Source organism: Brevibacillus brevis (assembly GCF_031583145.1).
In the GTDB taxonomy this organism is placed as follows: domain Bacteria; phylum Bacillota; class Bacilli; order Brevibacillales; family Brevibacillaceae; genus Brevibacillus; species Brevibacillus brevis_E.
The window spans coordinates 5,305,416-5,325,625 of record NZ_CP134050.1; the positions used below are offsets into that span (position 1 = coordinate 5,305,416).

The window sequence follows — 20,210 nt, forward strand, 5'->3', positions numbered from 1 at the left end:
ACCACACCGATTTGACCTCACCGAATTCGCGTGAGGTCTTTTTTTCGCGTCTGCCCGGATTCGCTTCCCTTCCTCTTCCGGTATATAATGAGGGATACAAACAAATTCCACTTTTTGTGAGGCGATACACGATGAAAAAAACAGTCGGTTGTCTCCTCATCCACGGATTTGCCGGAGACATCAACGACGTCCTTCCGCTGGCGAAAAGATTGCGGGAAGAAGGGTACCAGGTCGAGTGCCCTACGCTGGAAGGGCACGGCACCACCCGCCGCGAGATGGCCAAAAGCACCCGTCACGACTGGCTCCGCTCTGCCCACGAGGCCTACAAGCGCCTATCCATGCGGGCCGACTCCATCGTGGTCATCGGCTTTTCCATGGGCGGGCTCCTCGCGTTTCACCTGGCTACGACCTACCCGGTGGAACTGCTGATCACGATGAACACCCCGTATAAATACTGGGATGTAAAAGAAGCGATGAACTACTTGCGGGAAGATTTCCACACGCACTCCCGGCGATACATCAGAGGCATCGGCCGAATCCCGCTTTCCAGCATGGTGCAATTCCGGCGGCTGCTCTCCGAGACAAAGCCGCTCTTGCCCAAGGTCACGACCCCTTACCTGCTGCTGCAGGCCCGCCGGGACGATACCGTCCACGCCGTCAGCGCCGAGCTTTTGGCGTCCAGCGTAAATGAAGCGGCCAGTGCGCAAATCAGCTGGTACGAGAATTCCAATCACATGATCCTGCACGGTCCGGACAAGGATGAAGCGATCGCTCACGTCGTGGACAAGATCAAAGAACACTTCGCTTCTTATGCCACTGCAGTCGACCTCCCCACATGATCGAAAGTAGCAGCAGGGCCAGCGCAATCCCGCCGTACACCGCCCCTAGTCCCAGCCGCCCGTCGATCCAGAAGGCAAGCAGAGGCCCCAGTGCCGCGCCCACATCGGTCACGACGGAATACAGCGTCATCAGCGCCGTGCTGTTTGCCTGACCGGATGCTTCGTCGGCCGCCAGCGTATCCATCACCGTCGTCAGCACGGTCGCGGTGAGCTGTATCCCCAGCAACACGAAGAGCCACAGCCAATAGGACATAGGCACGTGCAGGACGGCAAAGAGAACGGCAGCGGCCAGGAGCGACCAAGCGAAGAGGCTGTTTCGCCCATAACGGTCGGACAGCCTTCCGAACCACGGGGCTGCCCATGGCTCCCAGCCCCACCTTGCCCCCTGTACCAAGCTCGCCATGACAGCAGCCCCGATGGCGATTCCTCCAACCAGGACAACCGGCTGCCGGACTTCGAGGAGCCTGCTCAGGGTGGAAGCAAACATTCCTTGATACACCATCGCCACCACGAGCGCTGACGCCATCGTCGCCCAGACGCTCCCCTGCTTCCACATGCGCACGTCCCTTCTAGGCAAATCGGTATAAACATGGCTCTTCTGAAAGGATGGGCGAATGTACAAAAATACGAGAGCCAGCGCTGGCAAGGAAAAGAAGCCCAGCACAGTGGAGGTGACTGTCAAGCCGTACCTCGACGCCAGCAGCGCGCCTGCAATCATCCCGCCCAAGCTGCCCAGGCGGTACAATCCATTGTACAGGCCCATCAGCTGGCCCCGGTTGTGCTCCTCGGAGACCGAGACGATCAGGGAATACGCTCCCAGCCTCAGAAACGTCCAGGCGATCCCCCACACGCTGCGCATGATGAGCAACAGCCAGAATCCTTGGAAACCGTACGACACGGTCGTGATAAAGGCGAGAGCCACCGCGATGACCAGCCCGATCCGCCCCCCTGCTCGCTCGTACCATCTCCCCACCAACGGCCCGAGCGGTACCCGGACCAGCCGGTTGATCGACAGCAAAATCCCTACTTCCCACAAAGAATCGAGGCCCGCCTCCTGCCAGTAGACCGGCAGGACGATGTACAGCATCGAATCGCCCAGCAAACAAAAGGCGGTCACCAGTGCGACGGCGATGACCTGTTTCTTTCCGTTACTCTCCTTCATGATTGGCTCCTTTAAACGAACTTGATTCTATGCTATACAGTACAGAGGCTGTTCCCACTTTTCCAATACATCTTTCTGTCTGATTCATAACCAAACGTGATGAATGGAGGATGATTATGAACCTGCATGCGCTTCGCATATTCGTGGAGGTCGCGTCCCGCGGAAGTGTGACCGCCGCCGCTGACGCCTTGTCCATCAGCCAGCCTGCTGTCAGCGCCCAAATCCGCAAACTTGAACAGGAGCTCGGCATCGCATTAATCCTGCCAGACGGCCGCGGCATTGCTTTGACGGACGAGGGGCGTTTCCTTTCCGGGCAGGCCCGCCGAATCTACGACTGGGAAAAAGAGATCGAGCACCAGCTCGCCGAGATGAGAGAAGGAACGAAAGGACGGCTGCGGCTGGCCTCCACCTTTCTTCCATCGCACTACCTCGTCCCCAGATGGCTCGCTTCGTACAAGAAGACGCACCCCCATGTCGAGGTCGAAATTCGTACAGGAAACTCCCGGCAGTCCATCGAACGACTGCTGCATTGCGAAGCAGACCTCGCCGTCATCACCAATGAAGTCTGGGATGAGAGCCCTATCCGCCGTTTCCACCTGATCGATGTGCCCTTCTGGTTCATCGTCCCGCCCCAGCACCCTTTTGCGGGAAAGGAAGTCCCCCTTGAGCGGCTCGTGCAGGAGCCGTTTTTGCTGCGCGAACCCGGCAGCTCTACCCGGGAAAAGCTGTTCTCGCTCTGCCGGGAGCACCGCGTCCAACCTCCGCAGGTAGGCTTGCAGTACCACGGCCTGGTGGAATCGATCCAATCGGTACGCGCCGGTTACGGGACGATGCTCGCGCCCGAGCTGGCTGTCAGCGAGCTGGTAGACCGGGGAGAGGTCGGGCGCGTGACAGTCCCGGGCATCGAGATCAAGCGCCCCGTCTATTTGTGCCTGCGCGAAGATGGCCTGGGGCTGCGCCCCGTAGTTGCCCGCTTTTTGGAGATGGTGTTGGGGTAATGTATCGCGCATCCGCCTAATCCACCTTCGACGAATAGACATACATATAGATTGGAAGCCGTGCATTTCGCCTTTTCAACTTTCTCGCCAAGGAGCGATGGAAATGCCCACGCTAACTTTCGTTTTTACAGGAGGTCTCCAGACGTTTGCCGTTCCGCCTTGTGTGACTTCGCTGACCATCAGGGCTGTCGGAGCGAGAGGAGGCGATTCGGGGGCCCAGGGAAACTTCGGGAGAGGTGCCTCCATTCAAGGAAATTTTCCCGTCACCTCGGGTGAGATCCTCACGATTCTCGTCGGCGGGGCTGGCGGCGACAGTCCGTTGACAGGCGCCGGCGGCGGGGGCGGCTCGTTTGTTTGGCGAACGACCGCTCCTGCTTCGCTCGCCAACCTGCTGATCGCTGCGGGAGGCGGCGGCGGAACCACGGTAAATCCCGGAGTAGATGCATCGGCAACAAGCCCAAATGGCGGGAATGCAGCCGGTAATCCTGGCGGTGGGGCCGGCGGCGCGGCAGGAACGGGAGGCGGGGCCGGGAGCGGCTTGGGAGGTGGCGGCGGGGCCGGTATCATCGGAAATGGCGGCTCGTCTGGGGGAACCGGGGGTACTGCCATTGACTTGGGAGGTTCCGGAGGTGCGGGAAGCCCGATCGGGGAACCCGGAGGCTTTGGCGGGGGCGGCGGCAGTTCCGTTGGAGCTGGCGGGGGCGGGGGCTTTAGCGGAGGAGGCGGCGGGTCCGGTACCATTTCCGGCAATTTGGGCGGCGGCGGAGGGGGCGGCGGGTCGTTTAACGGGGGCAGCAATCCAATCAACCTGCCCGGCGTCGGAACAGGCAACGGTGAGGTTGTCATCACGTATGACTTTGCTTTTGGCCCCCCTACGATCATCTGTCCAACCGGCATCAATGCAACAGCTGCCCCCGGAAGCGATTCGGCGACTGTTACCTACAGCGTTCTCGCAACGAGCCCTGGCTGCGGCATCATTTCCATTTCGTGCGCCCCTCTTGGCATGACCCAGACCTTCCCTGCCTTGCCCGTGGCAATCACCACCGAAACGGGAAACTTTCCCTTGGGGACGACAATCGTGACCTGTACCGCGACCGATGTGGCCGGCCGTTCTGCTTCCTGTACCTTTTCCGTAACCGTGGCAACTGCCGTCATCCCGACCATCCCTCCGCCAATCCCGAACAATCTGCAGCCAGAGTGCGTTCGGGTCCAAAAGGTCTACGACTGGGTCATCGCTGCAAGCAGGGAGCAAAGCAAAATTCCTCTCCCCGACGATTGCCGCAGGCTTGTCGACGCGGCCATCAGTGCAGGCCAGGATATTACTTTGCAATGCGGGGAAACGGCCGTACCTTCTGCATTCCTCCCCGACCCCCGGCTTTCGCGCCTCCCTTCCTTTTCATGCAGGGTCGCGGGCATTCGCCGAGAAACGCTCCTCGTCGCCGGAGCTGCCGTCCGTGTCGGAATTGTCCGTTTTCAGTTCGGTGCCACCCTGCTGGTGAGTGTCTTCGCCGACGGTACGTTGCTGTGTGACTTCCCGGCTGACATCCAGTTCGACGATGAAGTGGCCCTCTGTTTGCCGGAGCCGTTGGACGAAAGCAATATCGTCTGCCGGATCACCGCCGTCGAGTGCTCTCCTCGCGCGGACGTCATGCTCGGCGGTATGGTTGATTTGGAGATTCTCGTTTGCAAGGAGCTTCGGGTAGAAGCAGAATTGATACTGGAAGTGCTGGGAAAATTCTGTTCTCCTCGTCCAGCCAATATTCCCGTGCCCTCTCCCACTGCCTCTGTTTCCTGTACGCCGATCCTCTTTCCGCCGCACTGCCCGGCGATCTTCCCGTGACCCCTGCAACTGACGGGCAGCCGGCACATCGGTCCGCTTTTCTAGCTCGGACATCCTTCATCCTTACTTGTACAAAAAAGCCCTCTCCATTTCCGGAGGTCACAGAAGAACTTCGGTTTTGCCGGTGATCTGAGATTTTTGTAAAAACCGCTTCGAGAGTATCCACTGTATTTTTGGCGGGAAGCTTCGCTTTGAGCGATTTGTCCACGGAGTAAATCGCTTTTCGCAGTTTTCGGGCTCGGTCTTGCAAGATTTCTCTTGGGGATTTCTGATTATAGCGAGCCTTTACATGCGTGTCGTCCACCATGATGGCGGCGCTCTTGAGAATATCTTTCTCGACCGCCAGTTGAACCCGTTTTTCCGATGAGCATGTCCAGCAGGTTTATGTCTTTTAACCGAAGCTTGCGAAACTTGGTCAAGGAACTCGGATCGATGACCGGCTCTTCCGGTGCCATATGAAGGAAATCCTTGAACGACATCTCATACCTGGACCGCTCGACCATATCCACATCCGACAATTCAAAAATGGCTTTGAGCAATAGATATGTAAACATCCGAACAGGGTCAATGGCAGGCCGTTGTTCAGACAGCAGTTCGCTTTTCATTCGTCGTAGATAAAAGAGAAACTCACATGTTCGTTGATCTGGCGCAACATGTTATCTTTCGGGACAACGAGGTCATATAGCGCGGTGCAGGGACTAAACGCAAATGAGATCTGTGGCCGGAACATGGGGCTTCAACCATTAAGTATGTATACAAAGAAAAAGGTACAGACACCAAAAAATTGGGCAACTGTACCTTCTTTGTAATTATGACTTTTTCAGTGGCCTCCCAATTCCGGAGGGGCTTTCGCTTGCTTTTCTTTACCTTTACGGAAACACGATGGTCTTGTTGCCGTACACCAGCACGCGGTCTTCCAGATGCCATCTGACGGCGCGGGCCAGCACCGTGCGCTCTACCTGGCGTCCCAGCTGTTTCAGCGTATCCACGTCTTCCTGGTGCGTCACACGCTGCACGTCCTGCTCGATGATCGGTCCTGCGTCGAGCTCTTCCGTCACGTAGTGGGCCGTCGCTCCGATCAGCTTCACACCCCGGCGGTACGCCTGCTCGTACGGCTTGGCCCCGACGAACGCCGGCAGGAACGAGTGATGGATATTGATGATCCGCATGGCGTAGTCGTCCAAAAAGCGCGGGGAAAGAATCTGCATATAGCGAGCCAGCACGATCACGTCTGCACCCGCTGCCGCAGCGAGCTGCTCCTCCTCCGCCTGCGCTTTGTTTTCCTTGGTCACCGGGATGCAGTGGTACGGAATCCCGAACGATTCCACCGTCTCCTGCATATCGGGATGATTGGAGATGACGACCGAAATGTCGGCGTACAGCTCGCCCGACTTCCAGCGCCACAACAGCTCCAGCAAGCAGTGGTCCTCCTTGGAGACGAAGATGGCGACCTTTTTGCGCTTGCTCGCCTGCACCAGGGAAAAATCCATGTCGAAGTTTTCCGCTATCGGTCGAAACGCCGCTTTGATGACCTCGCAGCGCTCTTCCAGATTCGGGAGGTCAAATTCAATCCGCATGAAGAAGCGGCCAGCCTCCGGATCGGTCGTGTATTGGTCGGACTGGGCGATGTTGGCTCCCTGCTGGTACAGGAAATGGGAAATGGCCGCCACGATTCCGGGCCGGTCTGGACAAGAGATCAGCATGCGTGCGCGGTCCTTGTTTTTCTCCGTGTACGCCTGCCATTCTCTCTCTGATAAACGATACATGATTTACTCTCTCCTCCATGTTTGACAGCAAAAAGTTGCTAGCAATTATACCACTCTCCGTAGCATTTCCATAGCCATAATCGGCCTTTCACCGTTCATATACTCGATAAAATTTTTATGATCAGTGAAATATTATCCTTTAAGAGCGATGCCGTTCATCAGGATGTCGACCGTATAGTCGACCTGCTCTTCGTCACTGCGTTTGCCGTAATCGTCCGAGTCCAGCACTTGCCGGAACAGCACCAGCCCGACCATGGAAGACAAGACGGCCCGAAACACCACTTCCGGCGGCAGCGGCCGCAGTTCTTTGGCGATGATTTTATCCTCGATCAGCTTTTGCATCATGGCCTTGATATCGGCGAACACCGTCGCGATCAGCGCTTCCCGGATCTCATCGTGGAAAAACGCCTCCTGCAGCAGGATGCGGATCGTTTTTTCGTTGGTGACGATCATGTCGAGGCGATTGCGGTACAGCTCCGTCGCAATTTGGGCGAACGGCTTCTTGGCCTGCTCGCGAAAGATTTCCCGTACGTCTTTCAAGATGAACGGTCCGGCGAACTTGACCAGCACCGGCGCTACGACCGCGAGCAGGATGTCCTTTTTGGATTTGTAATGGCGAAAGATCGTTCCTTCCGCCACCCCGGCTTCCTTCGCGATTTCGGCGGTCGAGCTGGCATGGAAGCCTTTTTCGGCGAACAGCTTGATGGACGCCCGCAAAATGCTGCGCTGCTTTTCCGTCATCTCGCTCTCGTCCTTCAGATCCTCTACGTATTGCAACAGGCCCTCTTCAAATGATGGCTTGTTCATCTTTTTCCATACGCTCCTCTATTCGATCTTTTTGCGGAATCGCAGCATGGCGACGGTCAGGATGAAGAGGCAAAAGATCCCCATTCCCATCGCATCCTTCCACAGGGCGGTCAAGTCTACCGCCTTCAAAAAGATGCCCCGCAAAATTTCAAGAAAGTAAGTCAACGGGACGAGCCCACCCAACCATTGTATCACGAGAGGCATCGATTCGCGCGGGAACATGAAGCCCGACAGGAGAACGCTCGGCAGGATGAACGCGAAGGCGATCTGCATGGCCTGGAGCTGCGTCTTTGCGATCGTCGAAATGAAGATCCCGAGGACCAGCGTCGTGATTAAAAACAGGATGGACAGGCCGATCAGCAGAGAGATGCTGCCTTTTACCGGGACTCCGAACCAGTACGTCCCGACCACGAGCACCAGACAGAAGGAAAAAAGGCCAATTCCCACGTACGGCGTGATTTTGCCGAGCATCAGCTCAAGGGGGCGGATCGGCGTCACGATGAGCTGCTCCATCGTCCCCCTCTCTTTCTCGCGTACGAGCGAAAAGGCTGTCAGGATCATCGTTACGTTTTGCATGATCAGCCCGATGAGGCCGGGGATGTTGAACACGATGCTTTCCATGTTCGGGTTGAACAGGACGCGGGTGTCCAGCGACAGGGGCGACTCCAGCTCTCCCATGCCTTGCTTTTGCAGCCGCTGCCCTTGCATGGACATGGCGTGGTTCTGCACGATCAGCTGGGCATTGGAGGTCGCTGTGCGGGCGATGTTCGGATCCGAGCCGTCGATGAGCAGCTGCACGTCGGTCGGTTCATTCCGGTCGAGCTTGCGCGCATAGTCTGGCGGAATGACCAGCGCGACACTGGCCTGGCCGTTATCCAGCATCGACTCGATCGCCTTGTAGCCGCTCGCGTGCTCCGTCACCGCAAACACGTGCGTATTCACAAACTGCTGAACCAGCTCACGACTGTCTGCCGTGGCGCTTTGATCCCACACCACCATCTTGATGTCGTTCACATCCGTATTCACGGCATAGCCGAACAAAAACAGCATCATCAGCGGCATGACCAGCGCGATGGCCAGACTCGGCCGATCCCGCTTGATCTGAATGACTTCCTTTTTGACCACCGACCAGTAGCGTCCCCAAACGAACCTCTTCATCGGCCCGCCTCCCCTGCTGTTCGCCTGGCAAGCCGCGCCTCTTCCTGCCTGACCAGCTCGATGAATACGTCCTCCAGGTTGCCTGCGCCCATGCCCTCGATCAGCTCCTCCGGGGTTCCCTGCGCCAGCAGGTTTCCGAAGAAGATAAAGCCGATCCAATCGCACGTCTGCGCCTCGTCCATGTAGTGTGTCGTGACGAGCACGGTGATGCCTTGCCTGGCCAGCTCGTGGATGACGTCCCAAAAAATGCGCCTCGACACCGGATCCACCCCGGCTGTCGGCTCGTCGAGAATCAACAGCTCCGGCTTGTGCAGCAGGGCGCAGGAAAGGGCCAGCCGTTGCTTCCAGCCGCCGGACAGCGAGCCCGCGATCTGTCTTTCCCTGCCCGTCAGCCCGGCCATCTCGATCAGCTCCGCCTTTCTCTCTTTGCGGGCTGCCGCATTCAGCTGGTAGACGCCGGCGTAGAAATCGAGGTTTTCTTCGACCGTCAAGTCTTCATACAGGCTGAATTTTTGCGACATGTACCCGATCCGCTGCTTGATCTCCTCGCTTTGCGTCATGACATCCAGACCCAGCACTGTGCCGCTGCCCGACGTTGGCGCCAAAAGGCCGCACAGCATCCGGATCGTCGTCGATTTGCCCGATCCGTTCGGTCCGAGAAAACCGTAGATGGAGCCTTTTGGTACGGAGAGCGTCAAACTGTTGACGGCCACCCTCTCCCCGAAGCGTTTGGTCAATTCGTTGCACGAAATGGCGGGCTTCATTGTCCTTCCCCCTTGGCCGACTCGGACAGCAGCACATCCGCAGGCATTCCCGGCTTGATCTTGCCCTGTGAATCGGCAATCCGGATGGTGACGGCAAAGACGAGCTTGGTCCGCTCATCCGGAGTCTGTACGTTTTTCGGAGTGAACTCCGCCTTGTCGGAAATAAACTGGATCGTTCCTGCAAACCTCTCATCCGGGTAGGCGTCTACCTGGATCCCTACCTGTTGCCCCGTATGAACAAGATTCAGATCCGCCTCGGGGATGTACACTTTGAGCTTGAGCTGATCCGCCTTCATCATCGCAAAAAGGTTGGCTCCCGCCTTCGCGACCTCGCCCTGCTCGATCGAGGAGCGCAGCACGATGCCATCCGCCGGAGCAGTGATCTTTGTCTTCTCCATCTGCAGCATCGCCTGGTCGAGCTTGGCCTCTGCCTGCTGCTGGGCGGCGAGCAGGGCTCGGATCGTGTAGTCCGTGCTGCCCTCCTTGAGCAGGTCCAGATCTGCCGCTGCGCCTGCCTGCTGAGCTTGGGCCGTTCCCGTTTGCGCGCTAGCCGCCGCTACCTCCTGCTGAGCAGAGACGTACCCGGCCTGCGCGGCAGCCGCCTGTGCTGCCAGCTGATTCACCTGCGTCTGTGCCTGGCTGACAGCCTCTTGCTGCGTCTCCAGGTCTTTTTTGGATACGGCTCCCTGCTGAAACAGAGCTGTCGTCTCCGCGAGCCGTTTCTGCTGGTAGGCCAGCGTTTGCTGAGCCCCCTCGAGCTGGGACTTGGCCTGCTCGAGCTGTTCCTTCGCCCGGCTGATGCCCGCATCCGCTTGTCTTTGCCGCGCCTCCGCCATACGGACATTCGCGCTCGCCTGCTGCACAGACGCGATCCCTTTTTGAATCGACGCATCCCGCGTCCCTGCCTTTGCCTCCTCCAGCCGAGCCGTCGCCTGATCCAGAGCCGCTCTCGCTTCCGCCACCCCCAGCTGGTAGCTTCTCTCGTCGATTACCGCCAGCTCCTGCCCCGCTTTCACCCGGCTCCCCTCATCCACTTTTACCTCTTTCACCAGTCCCCCCACTTCCGCCACAATCGGCCATTCCTCCGCTTCAATCGTCCCCGACAACGCCGGACCCGATTGAGAAAAAACGCTGCATCCCGGCAGCAACGCCAAGATTCCACAGGCCAATATAGGAGCGATCATGCGTTTCATACCATCACCTCATTATTTTTGAGTGAGTGCTCACTTTATTTTTAGCGACAAGAATACCAGCTTTTTCAGCTGGCCGAATAGAAGCGGATGACTGCAAGGTGTCGGTTAAACGAAAGTGAGTGATCACTCGCTTTTGAGTTCATTATATGCTCTCCCATGGAAAAAAGGTATTCTTTTTTGCGGAGCAAAGAGAAGTGTATTTGTTGCTCAAACGCAGGGATTCACGAGATCCATCAAGCGGAAGAAGGATGAACCCTTGGTGTTTTCTGTTAGGCGTAGAACAAAGTTTTTCATAGGCAGGACGTCTTGGACTCCGACCTCCCTTTTGAAATGGAGCTGGACAGTCCATCTCCCCCGCTACGCCCCAAGAGCCACAGCGTTTTCTCCTTTTTCCGCCCCCGAAGCCACAGTTGGAATATGAAGGCTTTTCAAAACGACGAAGCTGAGCTCACAAAACCCCTTTGGACCAACCACAGCTCGCCACGGAAAAAGGAGAAATAAGCGAAGGCCTTTGGTGCACGCAAACCGTTAACGGAAATTCTCCTCAATCATCGCCATAAACTGCTCATCTGACATCTCCGAACGCACCTTCATCAGAAAACGTGCATCTTCTCCGACCACGTAGCGAAGACGGTTTGACGGATCGTTCGCCGCTTCGAATATCGCCTCCGCGATCACCTCAGGCCGTGAGACAGCCGTCCGAAAGCTCTCCATTTGCTTCTGAAGGATCCGCTCGGAATAATCCTTGTAGGCTTCCAATGAACCGTCCACGATCACATCCAAGGACCGGCCGGTAAAGTTCGTTGCGACGTTCCCCGGCTCAATTACCTTCACCTGGATGTTATGCTCGGCAAGTTCATAGAACAGCGATTCAGAAAATCCTTCGATCGCCCACTTGCTCGCATGATACAGCGTGAGAAGAGGAAAGGCCACTCTGCCGCCGATGGATGAAATGTTGATAATCGTGCCGGTCTTGTTCGATCGGAAATGAGGAAGAATGGCTTGAGTCGTACGGAATACGCCCATTACGTTGACATCGAATTGCCGCGCGATCTGACTTTCGGTTGCCGCCTCGAAAGCGCCGATCGCGGCGTAGCCGGCGTTGTTCAAGAGAACATCGATTCGCCCGAAACGTTCCTTCCCCTCTTGAATGGCAGACTGTATCGTGGCTTGCTCCACCACGTCAAGCTTCGTCACCAGCACATTGTCCAAGCGGTTCAACTCCGTCTCCAACTCAGGTGTGCGCATGGTAGCAACCACGTTCCAGCCTTGTTTCTGAAAATGCACCGCCGCCGCTCTTCCGATGCCGGAAGAAGCGCCTGTGATCAAAATGGTTTTCATGTTATTCCCTCCCTTGGTTATTCCGTACAGGAAGAGTATATAACAATAAACAAACAAAATGAACGTTTTTTATAAATTTAGTAAAGTTATTATGCGTGGTAAACTGTGTTCGCTTTGTGTTCCGCTTTCGCTATAATAGGAGAAGGAAAGCAGAGGAGGCCCGCAGCGATGAGAAAACCGGTAAGCGTCGAGACCTACATAGAAAGGATTAAGCCCGTCCTTCGGAAAGTAAGGTTCAGCCAGCTCAAAATCGACGATATCGCCAGGTATATGGACATTAGTAAGGTAACGCTGTACAAGCATTTCGCGACCCGCGACGACATAATCAGCGAGGTCGTTAACCATTATATCGATTATTTGACCGAAGCGGATTCCGCCGTCCGCGACGAGACGATCCCGTTCGCCGAACGCTTCAGGATGACATACGTACAATCGTTGAAATGCGTGGCCTATGTTTCCGATCTGTTCTTGCTGGACTTGAAGGAATCCTATCCAAACCTGTTGGAAAAGCTGATGGCCGCCCAGCATGCTCGTCATAAACAATTGGAGGTTTTCTTCACAGCCGGAATGGAGAACGGAATATTCAATCCGATGAACGGAACACTGTTTGCCGTTCAGGACGACGCTGTACTGCGGCGCATCATGGAACCCTCCTTCTGCATTCAATACGACCTGACGTTGAAGCAGGCCCTTCTGGACTTTTACCAGTTGAAGAAATACCAGCTGCTCAAGCCGGAGTATCAAGATTCCACCGACGATTTGGCCATGGAACGTGAGATCGTACAAATCCTGCAGTCGATTTCGTAGAGATGCGCAAAAAAAAAACAGCGGCGGTCTAAGGAATCAAAAGCCTTAGACTACCGCTGACCCCAAGAGCCACAGCGTTTTCTCCTTTTTCCACCCCCGAAGCCACAGTTGGATCAAGAGGCCTTTCAAAGACAGCGAAGCAGTGCCCACACAAGCCTTTGGGACCAACCAAAGCTCTCCCCGGAAAAAGGAGAAAAAAGCGAAGGCCTTTGGGGCGCTACCCAAGCGCAATGGAAAAAGAGGAACACGCCCGAGCGTCCAACCCTGAGAAACTCCCCCGAAACCGCTGCTTTTGGACGCCGTTCCTCTTTTGGAATGGAGCTGGACAGTCCATCTTCCCCGCTGTGCCCCAAGAGCCACAGCGTTTTCTCCTTTTTCCACCCCCGAAACCACAGTTGGATCAAGAGGCCTTTCAAAGACAGCGAAGCAGTGCCCACACAAGCCTTTGGGACCAACCAAAGCTCGCCACGGAAAAAGGAGAAAAAAGCGAAGGCCTTTGGGGCGCTACCCAAGCGCAATGGAAAAAGAGGAACACGCCCGAGCGTCCAACCCTGAGAAACTCCCCCGAAACCGCTGCTTTTGGACGCCGTTCCTCTTTTGGAATGGAGCTGGACAGTCCATCACCCCCGCTGTGCCCCAAGAGCCACAGCGGTTTCTCCTTTTTCCGCCCCCGAAGCCACAGTTGGATCAAGAGGCTTTTCAAAACGACGAAGCTGAGCTCACAAAAGCCTTTGGGACCAACCAAAGCTCTCCCCGGAAAAAGGAGCAAAAAGGGAAGGTCACTTGTACAGCACCCCAACGTCCCGCGCAATGAACGTCCCCACCTGCTCCCCACGGCAAATGTCCGCCATCGCCCCCGGCCTGTCGAAGTTGAACACATGCAGCGGAAGGCCGTGATCGCGCGCCAGGATCATGGCCGACTGATCCATCACCCGCAAGTCCTGCCGCACCACCTCGTCAAAGGAAAGCGCTGCGTATTGCTTCGCAGATGGCTCTTTGCGCGGATCGGCCGTGAACACCCCGTCGACGCCGTGCTTGGCGACCAGGAGGGCATCCGCTTCCACCTCGAGGGCACGCTGGACGGCAGGATAGTCTGTCGTGACGTAAGGCTGCCCGTTCCCTCCCGCAAAGATGACGACGTATCCCTTTTCCAGATGGTGCACCGCGCGCAGACGGATGTACGGCTCGGCCACGGCATTGATCGGTACCGCGGTCATGACGCGGACCTCCCTGTTCACCCGCGCTTTCAGCACTCCGCGCAACATCAGGCTGTTGATAACAGTTGCCAGCGTCCCGATATTGTCCGCCTCGACACGATCGATTCCCCACATCTCCGCCATGTTCCCACGGAATATATTCCCTCCGCCGATCACGACCGCCACTTCCACGCCCATGCTCACGAGCGCCAGAATTTCTCCGGCGATGTGCTCGAGCTGTGCCGGATCAAACCCAAATCCGCTGTCTTTCGCTACTGCCCCACCGCTCAATTTGACCAGGACTCGCTTATAACGCATGCTGTGCCCTCCTCCGATTTCTTTTCGAACGTAAGTGGTCCTCCATCTTCCCCGGCCCCTGTGACGTCCGAGCGTTTAAAAAACCTGGCTACGCCTGCTTTTTGGCGGAGCCGTGCTGCCCTTATCCTGGATAGGAAGCTTATAAAATTCCTATCTGCAAAAAAAAGAACGAAAGCCAAAAGCGCTCTCGTTCTTTACGGTCAACAGGAAGGGACAGGCCATGAAGCCTCACTTTTTTCATAACCGGACCGCCTCCTTTTCTGATCATTTCCAAAACTCTTCACCATTTTAAGCAAAGAAATTCGGAAAGTCAAAAGCATCCCGCTTGCCAGCCATGATTTCCTTCAGCAGTCGATCGGCCGTTTCGCAGGCAAAGAGATGGTCTTTCTCGCTGATGATTCCCCTCTCCAACGCTTCGTCCAGTTCATCCTGATCCAGCAAATACACACTGTCATCCGGGAGAACGACAATGTCCAGATAGAGGTCATCATACCAGAGATGGCCGTCTTGATCCTTGCCGTGGCCCTTGCAAATATCGATATACCACTGCACCGTGTTCCCCAGCTCGTCCAGCATTTTGGTCACGGCGTACGCTTGGTCTTGCGGAAAATACTGCAAGTATACGTAACCTCTGTCACCCACGCACAATACCTTTTCTCCTACCGTCATATAAGCCGGCTCCATCACCTCATCCAGGGTCAAGCGAACACAATAGCCGACAAAAGACAGGGCTTCCACCCATTTTTCCTGATAGCCCAGTCGTTTGACCCGCCTCCAGCCCGGACGGTCTGCTCGTTTACGCTTCATGGCCTGTTCTCCTCATCGTTTTCGTTCTCTTCACTCTACCACGAATTGGGGGTTTTTGTCAGAGCGAACGGATAGACATGCCTAATCAACCCGCTACTGATTCTCCGACGATTTTTCCAGGTGGCTGTGTCGGCGTCCGTACAGAAAATAGACGATAGCCCCGACCACGAGCCAACCGATGAACCCGAGCTTGGTCACCAAGGGCAGGCTGTACACCAGATAACCGCAAAACAAAACGGCCAAAATCGGCACCAGAGGAACCAGGGGGACCTGGAACGCCCTGTTCAGATGAGGGTTGGTATTGCGCAGCACGACCACGCCAATGGAAACCAGAATAAACGCGAACAAAGTGCCGATGTTCGTCAGCTCCGCCAGCTTGCTCAAAGGAAGCAGACCGCTAAAGATCGCGACCAAAATCCCGACGATCAGCGTGCTTTTGCGGGGGACCTGCGTCTCCCTGTGCACATGCGAAAAAACAGGAGGCAACAGACCGTCCCTGCTCATGGCGAAAAATAAACGGGTCTGCCCGTACATCATCACCAGCAGAACGGTCGTAATCCCGATGATGGCTCCAAGTGAAATGAATCCCGCTGCCCAATCCTGATGAACGTATGACAGCGCAAAGGCTACCGGATTTTTGACATTCAGCATTTCGTAGGGCACGATCCCGGTCAGCGTAAAGGAAACGGCGATGTAGAGAACGGTGCAGATGAGGAGTGAAGTCATGATTCCGATCGGCATGTTTCGCTGCGGGTTGCGCACTTCCTCGGCGGCAGTCGAGACAGCGTCAAATCCGATGAAGGCAAAAAACACCGTGGCGGCTCCTGTCGCGACGCCCGAAAAGCCGAACGGCATGAACGGGCTCCAGTTTTCCGGCTTGACGTAACCGATTCCCACGACCAGAAAAAGAAGGATGACGGCCAGCTTGACGATCACCATAGCGGTATTGAAGCGTGCGGATTCCTTTGTTCCCTTCATCAACAGCGCCGTGATGACCACGATGATCAATATGGCGGGCAAATCGATTACGGTTCCCTTGGTTGCATCGAAGGCGCTGGTGAGCGCCAGCGGTAAAGAAATCCCGAAACCGCTGAGCAGCCCTTGGGCATATCCGGACCATCCGCTCGCGACCGCCGCTGCCGCTACCCCGTACTCCAAAATCAGATCCCAGCCAATCATCCAGGCGACCAGCTCGCCGAATGCGGCGTAGCTGTAAGTGTAGGCACTGCCCGACACGGGCACGGTAGAGGCGAATTCAGCGTAGCACAGAGCCGCAAAGAAACAGGCGAGTGCGGACAGGACGAACGACAACACGAGGGCCGGTCCCGCGTGCACTGCCGCTGCCACTCCGGTCAAAACGAAGATGCCCGTTCCCACAATCGCGCCTATCCCAAGCATGGTCAAGTCAAACGCGCCGAGGGACTTTTTCAGGCCGCCCGTTTTGCTTTCGGACTGTTCCAGCAGCTGCGACGGCAGTTTTTTTCGCAATAATTGTCGGCTCAAGGGCATAGGATCCGTACCTCCATAAATGGCCGTAGTTTGCAACGCTTCCAGCGGAAACACTTTGAAAGTTGATCCAATGCCGGAATATGTATACATAGCGTGCCCACTGCCGCTATACAGCTATGCAAAACGTTCGCAGCCCAAGCGGCACACGGTTGTTCAGTGATAATAAAGTTTTCGACCGGAACTCCAAATGGTACAAGGAGTCCCTTTAAAAATTAGTTTTAGACTATACCTCAGAACGAAGTTATTCACGGCTCTAAACTGAATAATAAAGTTGTAGACTGGCAGCTGAGTTAAGCTATCGGGCAGGATACTGACAATCCTAATCGAATGTTAAAAAAAGGGATTCAAGGAGGGGACTAATGGCAACGCAGGTTCAATCTGAACATGGTGCTTGTAGAGTTCTAACTAACTTAGGGAAATACCAAGATTCAAAACATCTTCATTTTCATGTGTTTTTCGGAGAACCATTACAAAAAGAACGTTAAACTAACGGGTTCGATAGTTGATCAAACACAAAGATGGGCTGCCGGTGATAATTCGGCAGCCTTTGTTAAACTAAGGTGCAAGTTAATTTTAACAGTGAAACTAACTGAGTAGAGATAAAAAGTAAGCCCTGCAAAAAGGTTTGTTAAAAAAGCTGTGCCCTACTGCTAATATAATAAACAACCGACAAAATTACTGAAATAGACAGGCTGGTGCAACAACCATAAAAGTACTAATCTCCCATACGTTCTACCCATAAAGGGTGCGACAATCTGTGATGCACCGTGGTGGTCGAAGTCAGACTAACAGGTGGGCTCAAGGCATATCGTATAAAAACTAAGATGTTGAATTACTTACACTATACAAATTTTCGGAAAGACAGAAACAAATACTCCACCGCAAGCGTCTAAGAAAAAGATTTAACCATATTTCACAAAAAATGTGAATGACTTTGAGTAACCATTCTTATGAGAATCAAGGAGGTTTATGGAAAAGTGAAGATAAAATTAATGACTTTGATTACATTCTTAACATTAACACTCTTTTCATCGTCAGCTACTGCCGCAACATTTTCAGACGTACCAAATGATCATTGGGCAAAAGATACTATTGAGCGAGCGGTAGATCAAGGGATCATAAAAGGATATCCGGGTAACCGCTTTGCACCAGATGAACATGTATCAGTTGCCGCCTTTTTTACCATGTTGTCCAGAGCCTACCAAGTTCCGATTACTCCTAACAATAAGAAAGTAGAACATTGGGCAGACCCGATTTATGAAGCCATCGAAAAATATCAATATCCCTTTTCAAAATTACAGCAAAAGTATATAAATCGTTGGGAATCTAAGTTTCTCTATAGGGATCGGCCGATCACTCGAACTGAAGTAGCAGAAATCATTGCAGGGGCAGATGGGGTGAACTATCGCGGGGATTTTGCAATTCATTATATTCTCAGCAAAGGCTACGCAAGCGGAAAACTCAACGGGCAAACGAGCATATTATCCTATCATGGCAAGAGTTTCTTAACTAGAGCAGAAGCGGTAGCATTTATTGAGAAATTAAAAACCAACGGCTTAAAAGAACTTCGGGTTCGTCCTCAACAACCAAGTGATCCAAAGAAATTACCACCATTACCTGATAATCAGTTCCCTGATCCAAAGGAAGGGTTTCTTCACGAAGTGTTGATGAATTATCCAGGTTATTATGTTGAACCACTCCATCCAAACGTCAATTCCATGTTTAGGGCTATTCAGCGAGAGATTATCCCTGCCGAAAAAAATGGAGATGATGCAAAACTCGAACTGATCATCCATTTTGAAGATCTTACAGAGTTTGGTGACGATTTTCATGGTTTTAAGAATGAAGAAGACGTGCGCCTTGGTGGTCTTTCTTCAATTGTCATTTCTGATTTAGAAAACGACAACGCGGTTCTGATTGCCATAGATACCTTCCGTCAATTTGATATCGAACCCCCTCCTCGTTTTCATGAAATCATCAAGGAGGTAATGACATCCAAACTGAAAAAAGTAGTTCCGTATAACGGAGGGCAATTTATAATAGTCTATCAAGTAAGTCAGTTAACGATTTCTTTACAGAAGAAATGAATACGTTAAGCTAACGGGTTCGATAACGCAAACCCACCACGACAAAGCTGCCGCGATGATCGGCAGCTTTGTTACGCTAACGGGCAGTTTAACGCAGCAAATATTTCGTGCGAAGCACCATCCAGTCTGTTATGTCTAGACTAAGGGCCATCCCCTGAGGTGGCTGTTTTTTATTTAACCTTCTTTCTTGACCTTTACACTAATGTGAAACTTTATAATAAATGTAGTGCTCCAAATCTGTGAGGTGATCGTTTTGAAGATAGGAAAGGTAAGAAAAATAACCGGCGTTAGCGCCCGGTCGATTCGCTATTATGAGGAGAAAGGATTGATCAAAGCATCTCGTCAAGAAAATAATTACAGGGAATATGACGAAAAGGTGATCGATTCCATAAACGCAATTCAACTTTATCTAGGTTTAGGGCTGACAACGGAACAAATTCGAGACATCATCTTCTGCAAATATCCTGAGCAGCAGGAGCATAAAGATAAGGACGTCTATTGTGAGGAATTACTGCTTATGTATCAGTCGAAAATGCATGAGATCAACCAAAAAATAGCTGCATTAACCGAAGCGAAGTTCAATTTGGCCGAAAAAATCAATCAGATGGTACAAAAACGGGAGGAGGAAAACGGGTGACTATATTAGTTACAGGGGCAACGGGAACCGTAGGGCGACACGTCGTGGACCAACTTATTCAAAAGGGGCAAAAGGTACGTGCATTGACACGTAATCCGCTGCAAGCCAATCTTCCTAATGATGTAGAGGTTGTCGCGGGAGATTTAAGTGATCCAAGTACGCTAATTTCTGCGTTGGTTGGCATAAGCGGCATGCATTTAATTACAACAGGCGCTGAATATACCCCGTTACAAACGGGTCCAGAAATCGTTGAACTTGCTGAGAAGGCTGGGGTGCGCAGGGTTACCATTTTATGGAATGGCGAGAAAGGCCCTTTTGAGATGGCAGTTGAGGCAAGTGGTCTGGAGTGGACTCAACTTCAAGCCTTTGAATTTATGGCAAATGCACGAAAATGGGCGAACTCAATACGCTCTGAAGGGGTTGTTCGAGATCTGTTTGGAGGATCACGAATTGCTTCTGTTCATGAAGCGGATATTGGACGGGTCGCAGCGGTTGCACTAACTGAGGAAGGTCATGCAGGTAAAATATATACACTAACGGGTCCTGAGAGTTTGTCGGTTCAAGATAAAGTCCGGATAATTAGTGAGGTTATCGGACGTGAAATTCAATTTATTGAGAGCTCTGAAGAAGAAGAACGTGAACAGATGAGAAGAATGGGTGTTCAGGAGGATGCAATTGATTACGTAATTAGTTGGCACCTTAATCCGCCTAAATCTGCTTATACGGTTTTGCCGACAGTTGAGGAAGTAACAGGACACAAGCCGTATACTTTCGCAGAGTGGGTTAAGGAGAATGCAGGACTTTTTATAAATTTGGGTATCTCTTAAATCTATTATCTTTGAGGGAATGAAATAGACAAACGTGTCCGAATGCATCGTTGGCAGCGGTGAGGTCAGGGGTTCGTCCGCGCAAGGGGTGAACTTCGAATTGTTCCGCTAACGGGTTCGAAAGTTCAATGAGGCAGTCTACAACTTTATTATT

The 20,210-nt window shown here is 53.6% G+C and carries 18 protein-coding genes and 1 pseudogene; 8 read left to right on the forward strand and 11 right to left on the reverse strand.

Going from position 1 to position 20,210, the window contains the following annotated elements; all coding sequences use genetic code 11:
• Window positions 1-131: 131 nt before the first annotated feature.
• Window positions 132-839, forward strand: coding sequence for an alpha/beta hydrolase (locus RGB73_RS26290; RefSeq protein WP_310766095.1), 708 nt, complete (start codon window positions 132-134; stop codon window positions 837-839).
• Here the strand turns inward: RGB73_RS26290 and RGB73_RS26295 are convergent.
• Window positions 790-2,001 (reverse strand): MFS transporter, encoded by a 1,212-nt coding sequence (locus tag RGB73_RS26295; RefSeq protein WP_310766096.1) that lies wholly within the window; start codon window positions 1,999-2,001, stop codon window positions 790-792. The two genes, RGB73_RS26290 and RGB73_RS26295, sit on opposite strands and share 50 nt — an antisense overlap.
• Window positions 2,002-2,117: 116 nt before the next feature.
• Between RGB73_RS26295 and RGB73_RS26300 the strand changes: the two genes are divergently transcribed.
• Together RGB73_RS26300 and RGB73_RS26305 are read left to right on the forward strand one after the other, a co-directional pair.
• The gene (locus RGB73_RS26300) at window positions 2,118-2,999 is read left to right on the forward strand and encodes a LysR family transcriptional regulator (RefSeq protein ID WP_310766097.1); all 882 of its coding nucleotides are present in this window, start codon (window positions 2,118-2,120) and stop codon (window positions 2,997-2,999) included.
• 103 nt (window positions 3,000-3,102) lie between these two features.
• On the forward strand, window positions 3,103-4,839 hold the full coding sequence (locus tag RGB73_RS26305; RefSeq protein WP_310766098.1) for a BMQ_0737 family morphogenetic spore coat protein: 1,737 nt from the start codon (window positions 3,103-3,105) through the stop codon (window positions 4,837-4,839).
• A 151-nt stretch (window positions 4,840-4,990) separates the two neighbouring features.
• Here RGB73_RS26305 and RGB73_RS26310 read toward each other — a convergent pair.
• The 7 genes and pseudogenes from RGB73_RS26310 to RGB73_RS26340 form a co-directional block, all read right to left on the reverse strand.
• A pseudogene (locus RGB73_RS26310) lies at window positions 4,991-5,569 on the reverse strand (transposase); the annotation flags it as partial.
• A 139-nt stretch (window positions 5,570-5,708) separates the two neighbouring features.
• Window positions 5,709-6,605, reverse strand: a complete 897-nt coding sequence (purU, locus tag RGB73_RS26315; RefSeq protein ID WP_310766099.1) for a formyltetrahydrofolate deformylase — start codon at window positions 6,603-6,605, stop codon at window positions 5,709-5,711.
• 132 nt (window positions 6,606-6,737) lie between these two features.
• On the reverse strand, window positions 6,738-7,412 hold the full coding sequence (locus RGB73_RS26320) for a TetR/AcrR family transcriptional regulator (RefSeq protein WP_310766100.1): 675 nt from the start codon (window positions 7,410-7,412) through the stop codon (window positions 6,738-6,740).
• Window positions 7,413-7,430: 18 nt separating this feature from the next.
• On the reverse strand, window positions 7,431-8,570 hold the full coding sequence (locus tag RGB73_RS26325) for an ABC transporter permease (RefSeq protein WP_310766101.1): 1,140 nt from the start codon (window positions 8,568-8,570) through the stop codon (window positions 7,431-7,433).
• The gene (locus RGB73_RS26330; protein WP_310766102.1) at window positions 8,567-9,334 is read right to left on the reverse strand and encodes an ABC transporter ATP-binding protein; all 768 of its coding nucleotides are present in this window, start codon (window positions 9,332-9,334) and stop codon (window positions 8,567-8,569) included. Before RGB73_RS26330 ends, RGB73_RS26325 begins: the two co-directional genes overlap by 4 nt.
• Complete coding sequence (locus RGB73_RS26335; RefSeq protein WP_310766103.1) at window positions 9,331-10,527, reverse strand: HlyD family secretion protein; 1,197 nt, start codon at window positions 10,525-10,527, stop codon at window positions 9,331-9,333. Before RGB73_RS26335 ends, RGB73_RS26330 begins: the two co-directional genes overlap by 4 nt.
• Window positions 10,528-11,055: 528 nt before the next feature.
• Window positions 11,056-11,868 carry an SDR family oxidoreductase gene (locus RGB73_RS26340; RefSeq protein ID WP_310766104.1) on the reverse strand — a complete coding sequence of 271 codons (813 nt, stop codon included), beginning with the start codon at window positions 11,866-11,868 and terminating at the stop codon, window positions 11,056-11,058.
• Between the two features lie 168 nt (window positions 11,869-12,036).
• Between RGB73_RS26340 and RGB73_RS26345 the strand changes: the two genes are divergently transcribed.
• A complete protein-coding gene (locus RGB73_RS26345) occupies window positions 12,037-12,675 on the forward strand; it encodes a TetR/AcrR family transcriptional regulator (protein WP_310766105.1) in 639 nt (212 codons plus the stop codon).
• Window positions 12,676-13,454: 779 nt separating this feature from the next.
• On the opposite strand, the gene pyrH is transcribed toward RGB73_RS26345, so the two are convergent.
• The 3 genes from pyrH to RGB73_RS26360 form a co-directional block, all read right to left on the reverse strand.
• Complete coding sequence (pyrH, locus tag RGB73_RS26350) at window positions 13,455-14,189, reverse strand: UMP kinase (protein WP_310766106.1); 735 nt, start codon at window positions 14,187-14,189, stop codon at window positions 13,455-13,457.
• 288 nt (window positions 14,190-14,477) lie between these two features.
• Window positions 14,478-14,996, reverse strand: a complete 519-nt coding sequence (locus RGB73_RS26355) for a ribonuclease FAU-1 family protein (RefSeq protein WP_310766107.1) — start codon at window positions 14,994-14,996, stop codon at window positions 14,478-14,480.
• 93 nt (window positions 14,997-15,089) lie between these two features.
• Window positions 15,090-16,505 carry a branched-chain amino acid transporter BcaP gene (locus RGB73_RS26360; protein ID WP_310766108.1) on the reverse strand — a complete coding sequence of 472 codons (1,416 nt, stop codon included), beginning with the start codon at window positions 16,503-16,505 and terminating at the stop codon, window positions 15,090-15,092.
• A 359-nt stretch (window positions 16,506-16,864) separates the two neighbouring features.
• Here RGB73_RS26360 and RGB73_RS26365 point away from each other — a divergent pair, with 359 nt between their 5' ends.
• The 4 genes from RGB73_RS26365 to RGB73_RS26380 all read left to right on the forward strand — a co-directional run bounded on the left by RGB73_RS26365 (window position 16,865) and on the right by RGB73_RS26380 (window position 20,056).
• On the forward strand, window positions 16,865-16,990 hold the full coding sequence (locus RGB73_RS26365; protein WP_396136144.1) for a hypothetical protein: 126 nt from the start codon (window positions 16,865-16,867) through the stop codon (window positions 16,988-16,990).
• 492 nt (window positions 16,991-17,482) lie between these two features.
• On the forward strand, window positions 17,483-18,592 hold the full coding sequence (locus tag RGB73_RS26370) for an S-layer homology domain-containing protein (RefSeq protein ID WP_310766109.1): 1,110 nt from the start codon (window positions 17,483-17,485) through the stop codon (window positions 18,590-18,592).
• A 244-nt stretch (window positions 18,593-18,836) separates the two neighbouring features.
• Window positions 18,837-19,229 (forward strand): MerR family transcriptional regulator, encoded by a 393-nt coding sequence (locus tag RGB73_RS26375; RefSeq protein ID WP_310766110.1) that lies wholly within the window; start codon window positions 18,837-18,839, stop codon window positions 19,227-19,229.
• Window positions 19,226-20,056, forward strand: coding sequence for an NmrA family NAD(P)-binding protein (locus RGB73_RS26380; RefSeq protein ID WP_310766111.1), 831 nt, complete (start codon window positions 19,226-19,228; stop codon window positions 20,054-20,056). Before RGB73_RS26375 ends, RGB73_RS26380 begins: the two co-directional genes overlap by 4 nt.
• The last annotated feature ends 154 nt before the right edge of the window (window positions 20,057-20,210 follow it).

What these genes read in the sequence shown, in the direction of transcription:
- RGB73_RS26290 (WP_310766095.1), top strand. Translation starts at nt 132, where the DNA reads ATGAAAAAAACAGTCGGTTGTCTCCTCATCCACGGATTTGCCGGAGAC.
- RGB73_RS26295 (WP_310766096.1), bottom strand. Translation starts at nt 2,001, where the DNA reads ATGAAGGAGAGTAACGGAAAGAAACAGGTCATCGCCGTCGCACTGGTG.
- RGB73_RS26300 (WP_310766097.1), top strand. Translation starts at nt 2,118, where the DNA reads ATGAACCTGCATGCGCTTCGCATATTCGTGGAGGTCGCGTCCCGCGGA.
- RGB73_RS26305 (WP_310766098.1), top strand. Translation starts at nt 3,103, where the DNA reads ATGCCCACGCTAACTTTCGTTTTTACAGGAGGTCTCCAGACGTTTGCC.
- purU (WP_310766099.1), bottom strand. Translation starts at nt 6,605, where the DNA reads ATGTATCGTTTATCAGAGAGAGAATGGCAGGCGTACACGGAGAAAAAC.
- RGB73_RS26320 (WP_310766100.1), bottom strand. Translation starts at nt 7,412, where the DNA reads ATGAACAAGCCATCATTTGAAGAGGGCCTGTTGCAATACGTAGAGGAT.
- RGB73_RS26325 (WP_310766101.1), bottom strand. Translation starts at nt 8,570, where the DNA reads ATGAAGAGGTTCGTTTGGGGACGCTACTGGTCGGTGGTCAAAAAGGAA.
- RGB73_RS26330 (WP_310766102.1), bottom strand. Translation starts at nt 9,334, where the DNA reads ATGAAGCCCGCCATTTCGTGCAACGAATTGACCAAACGCTTCGGGGAG.
- RGB73_RS26335 (WP_310766103.1), bottom strand. Translation starts at nt 10,527, where the DNA reads ATGAAACGCATGATCGCTCCTATATTGGCCTGTGGAATCTTGGCGTTG.
- RGB73_RS26340 (WP_310766104.1), bottom strand. Translation starts at nt 11,868, where the DNA reads ATGAAAACCATTTTGATCACAGGCGCTTCTTCCGGCATCGGAAGAGCG.
- RGB73_RS26345 (WP_310766105.1), top strand. Translation starts at nt 12,037, where the DNA reads ATGAGAAAACCGGTAAGCGTCGAGACCTACATAGAAAGGATTAAGCCC.
- pyrH (WP_310766106.1), bottom strand. Translation starts at nt 14,189, where the DNA reads ATGCGTTATAAGCGAGTCCTGGTCAAATTGAGCGGTGGGGCAGTAGCG.
- RGB73_RS26355 (WP_310766107.1), bottom strand. Translation starts at nt 14,996, where the DNA reads ATGAAGCGTAAACGAGCAGACCGTCCGGGCTGGAGGCGGGTCAAACGA.
- RGB73_RS26360 (WP_310766108.1), bottom strand. Translation starts at nt 16,505, where the DNA reads ATGCCCTTGAGCCGACAATTATTGCGAAAAAAACTGCCGTCGCAGCTG.
- RGB73_RS26365 (WP_396136144.1), top strand. Translation starts at nt 16,865, where the DNA reads ATGGCAACGCAGGTTCAATCTGAACATGGTGCTTGTAGAGTTCTAACT.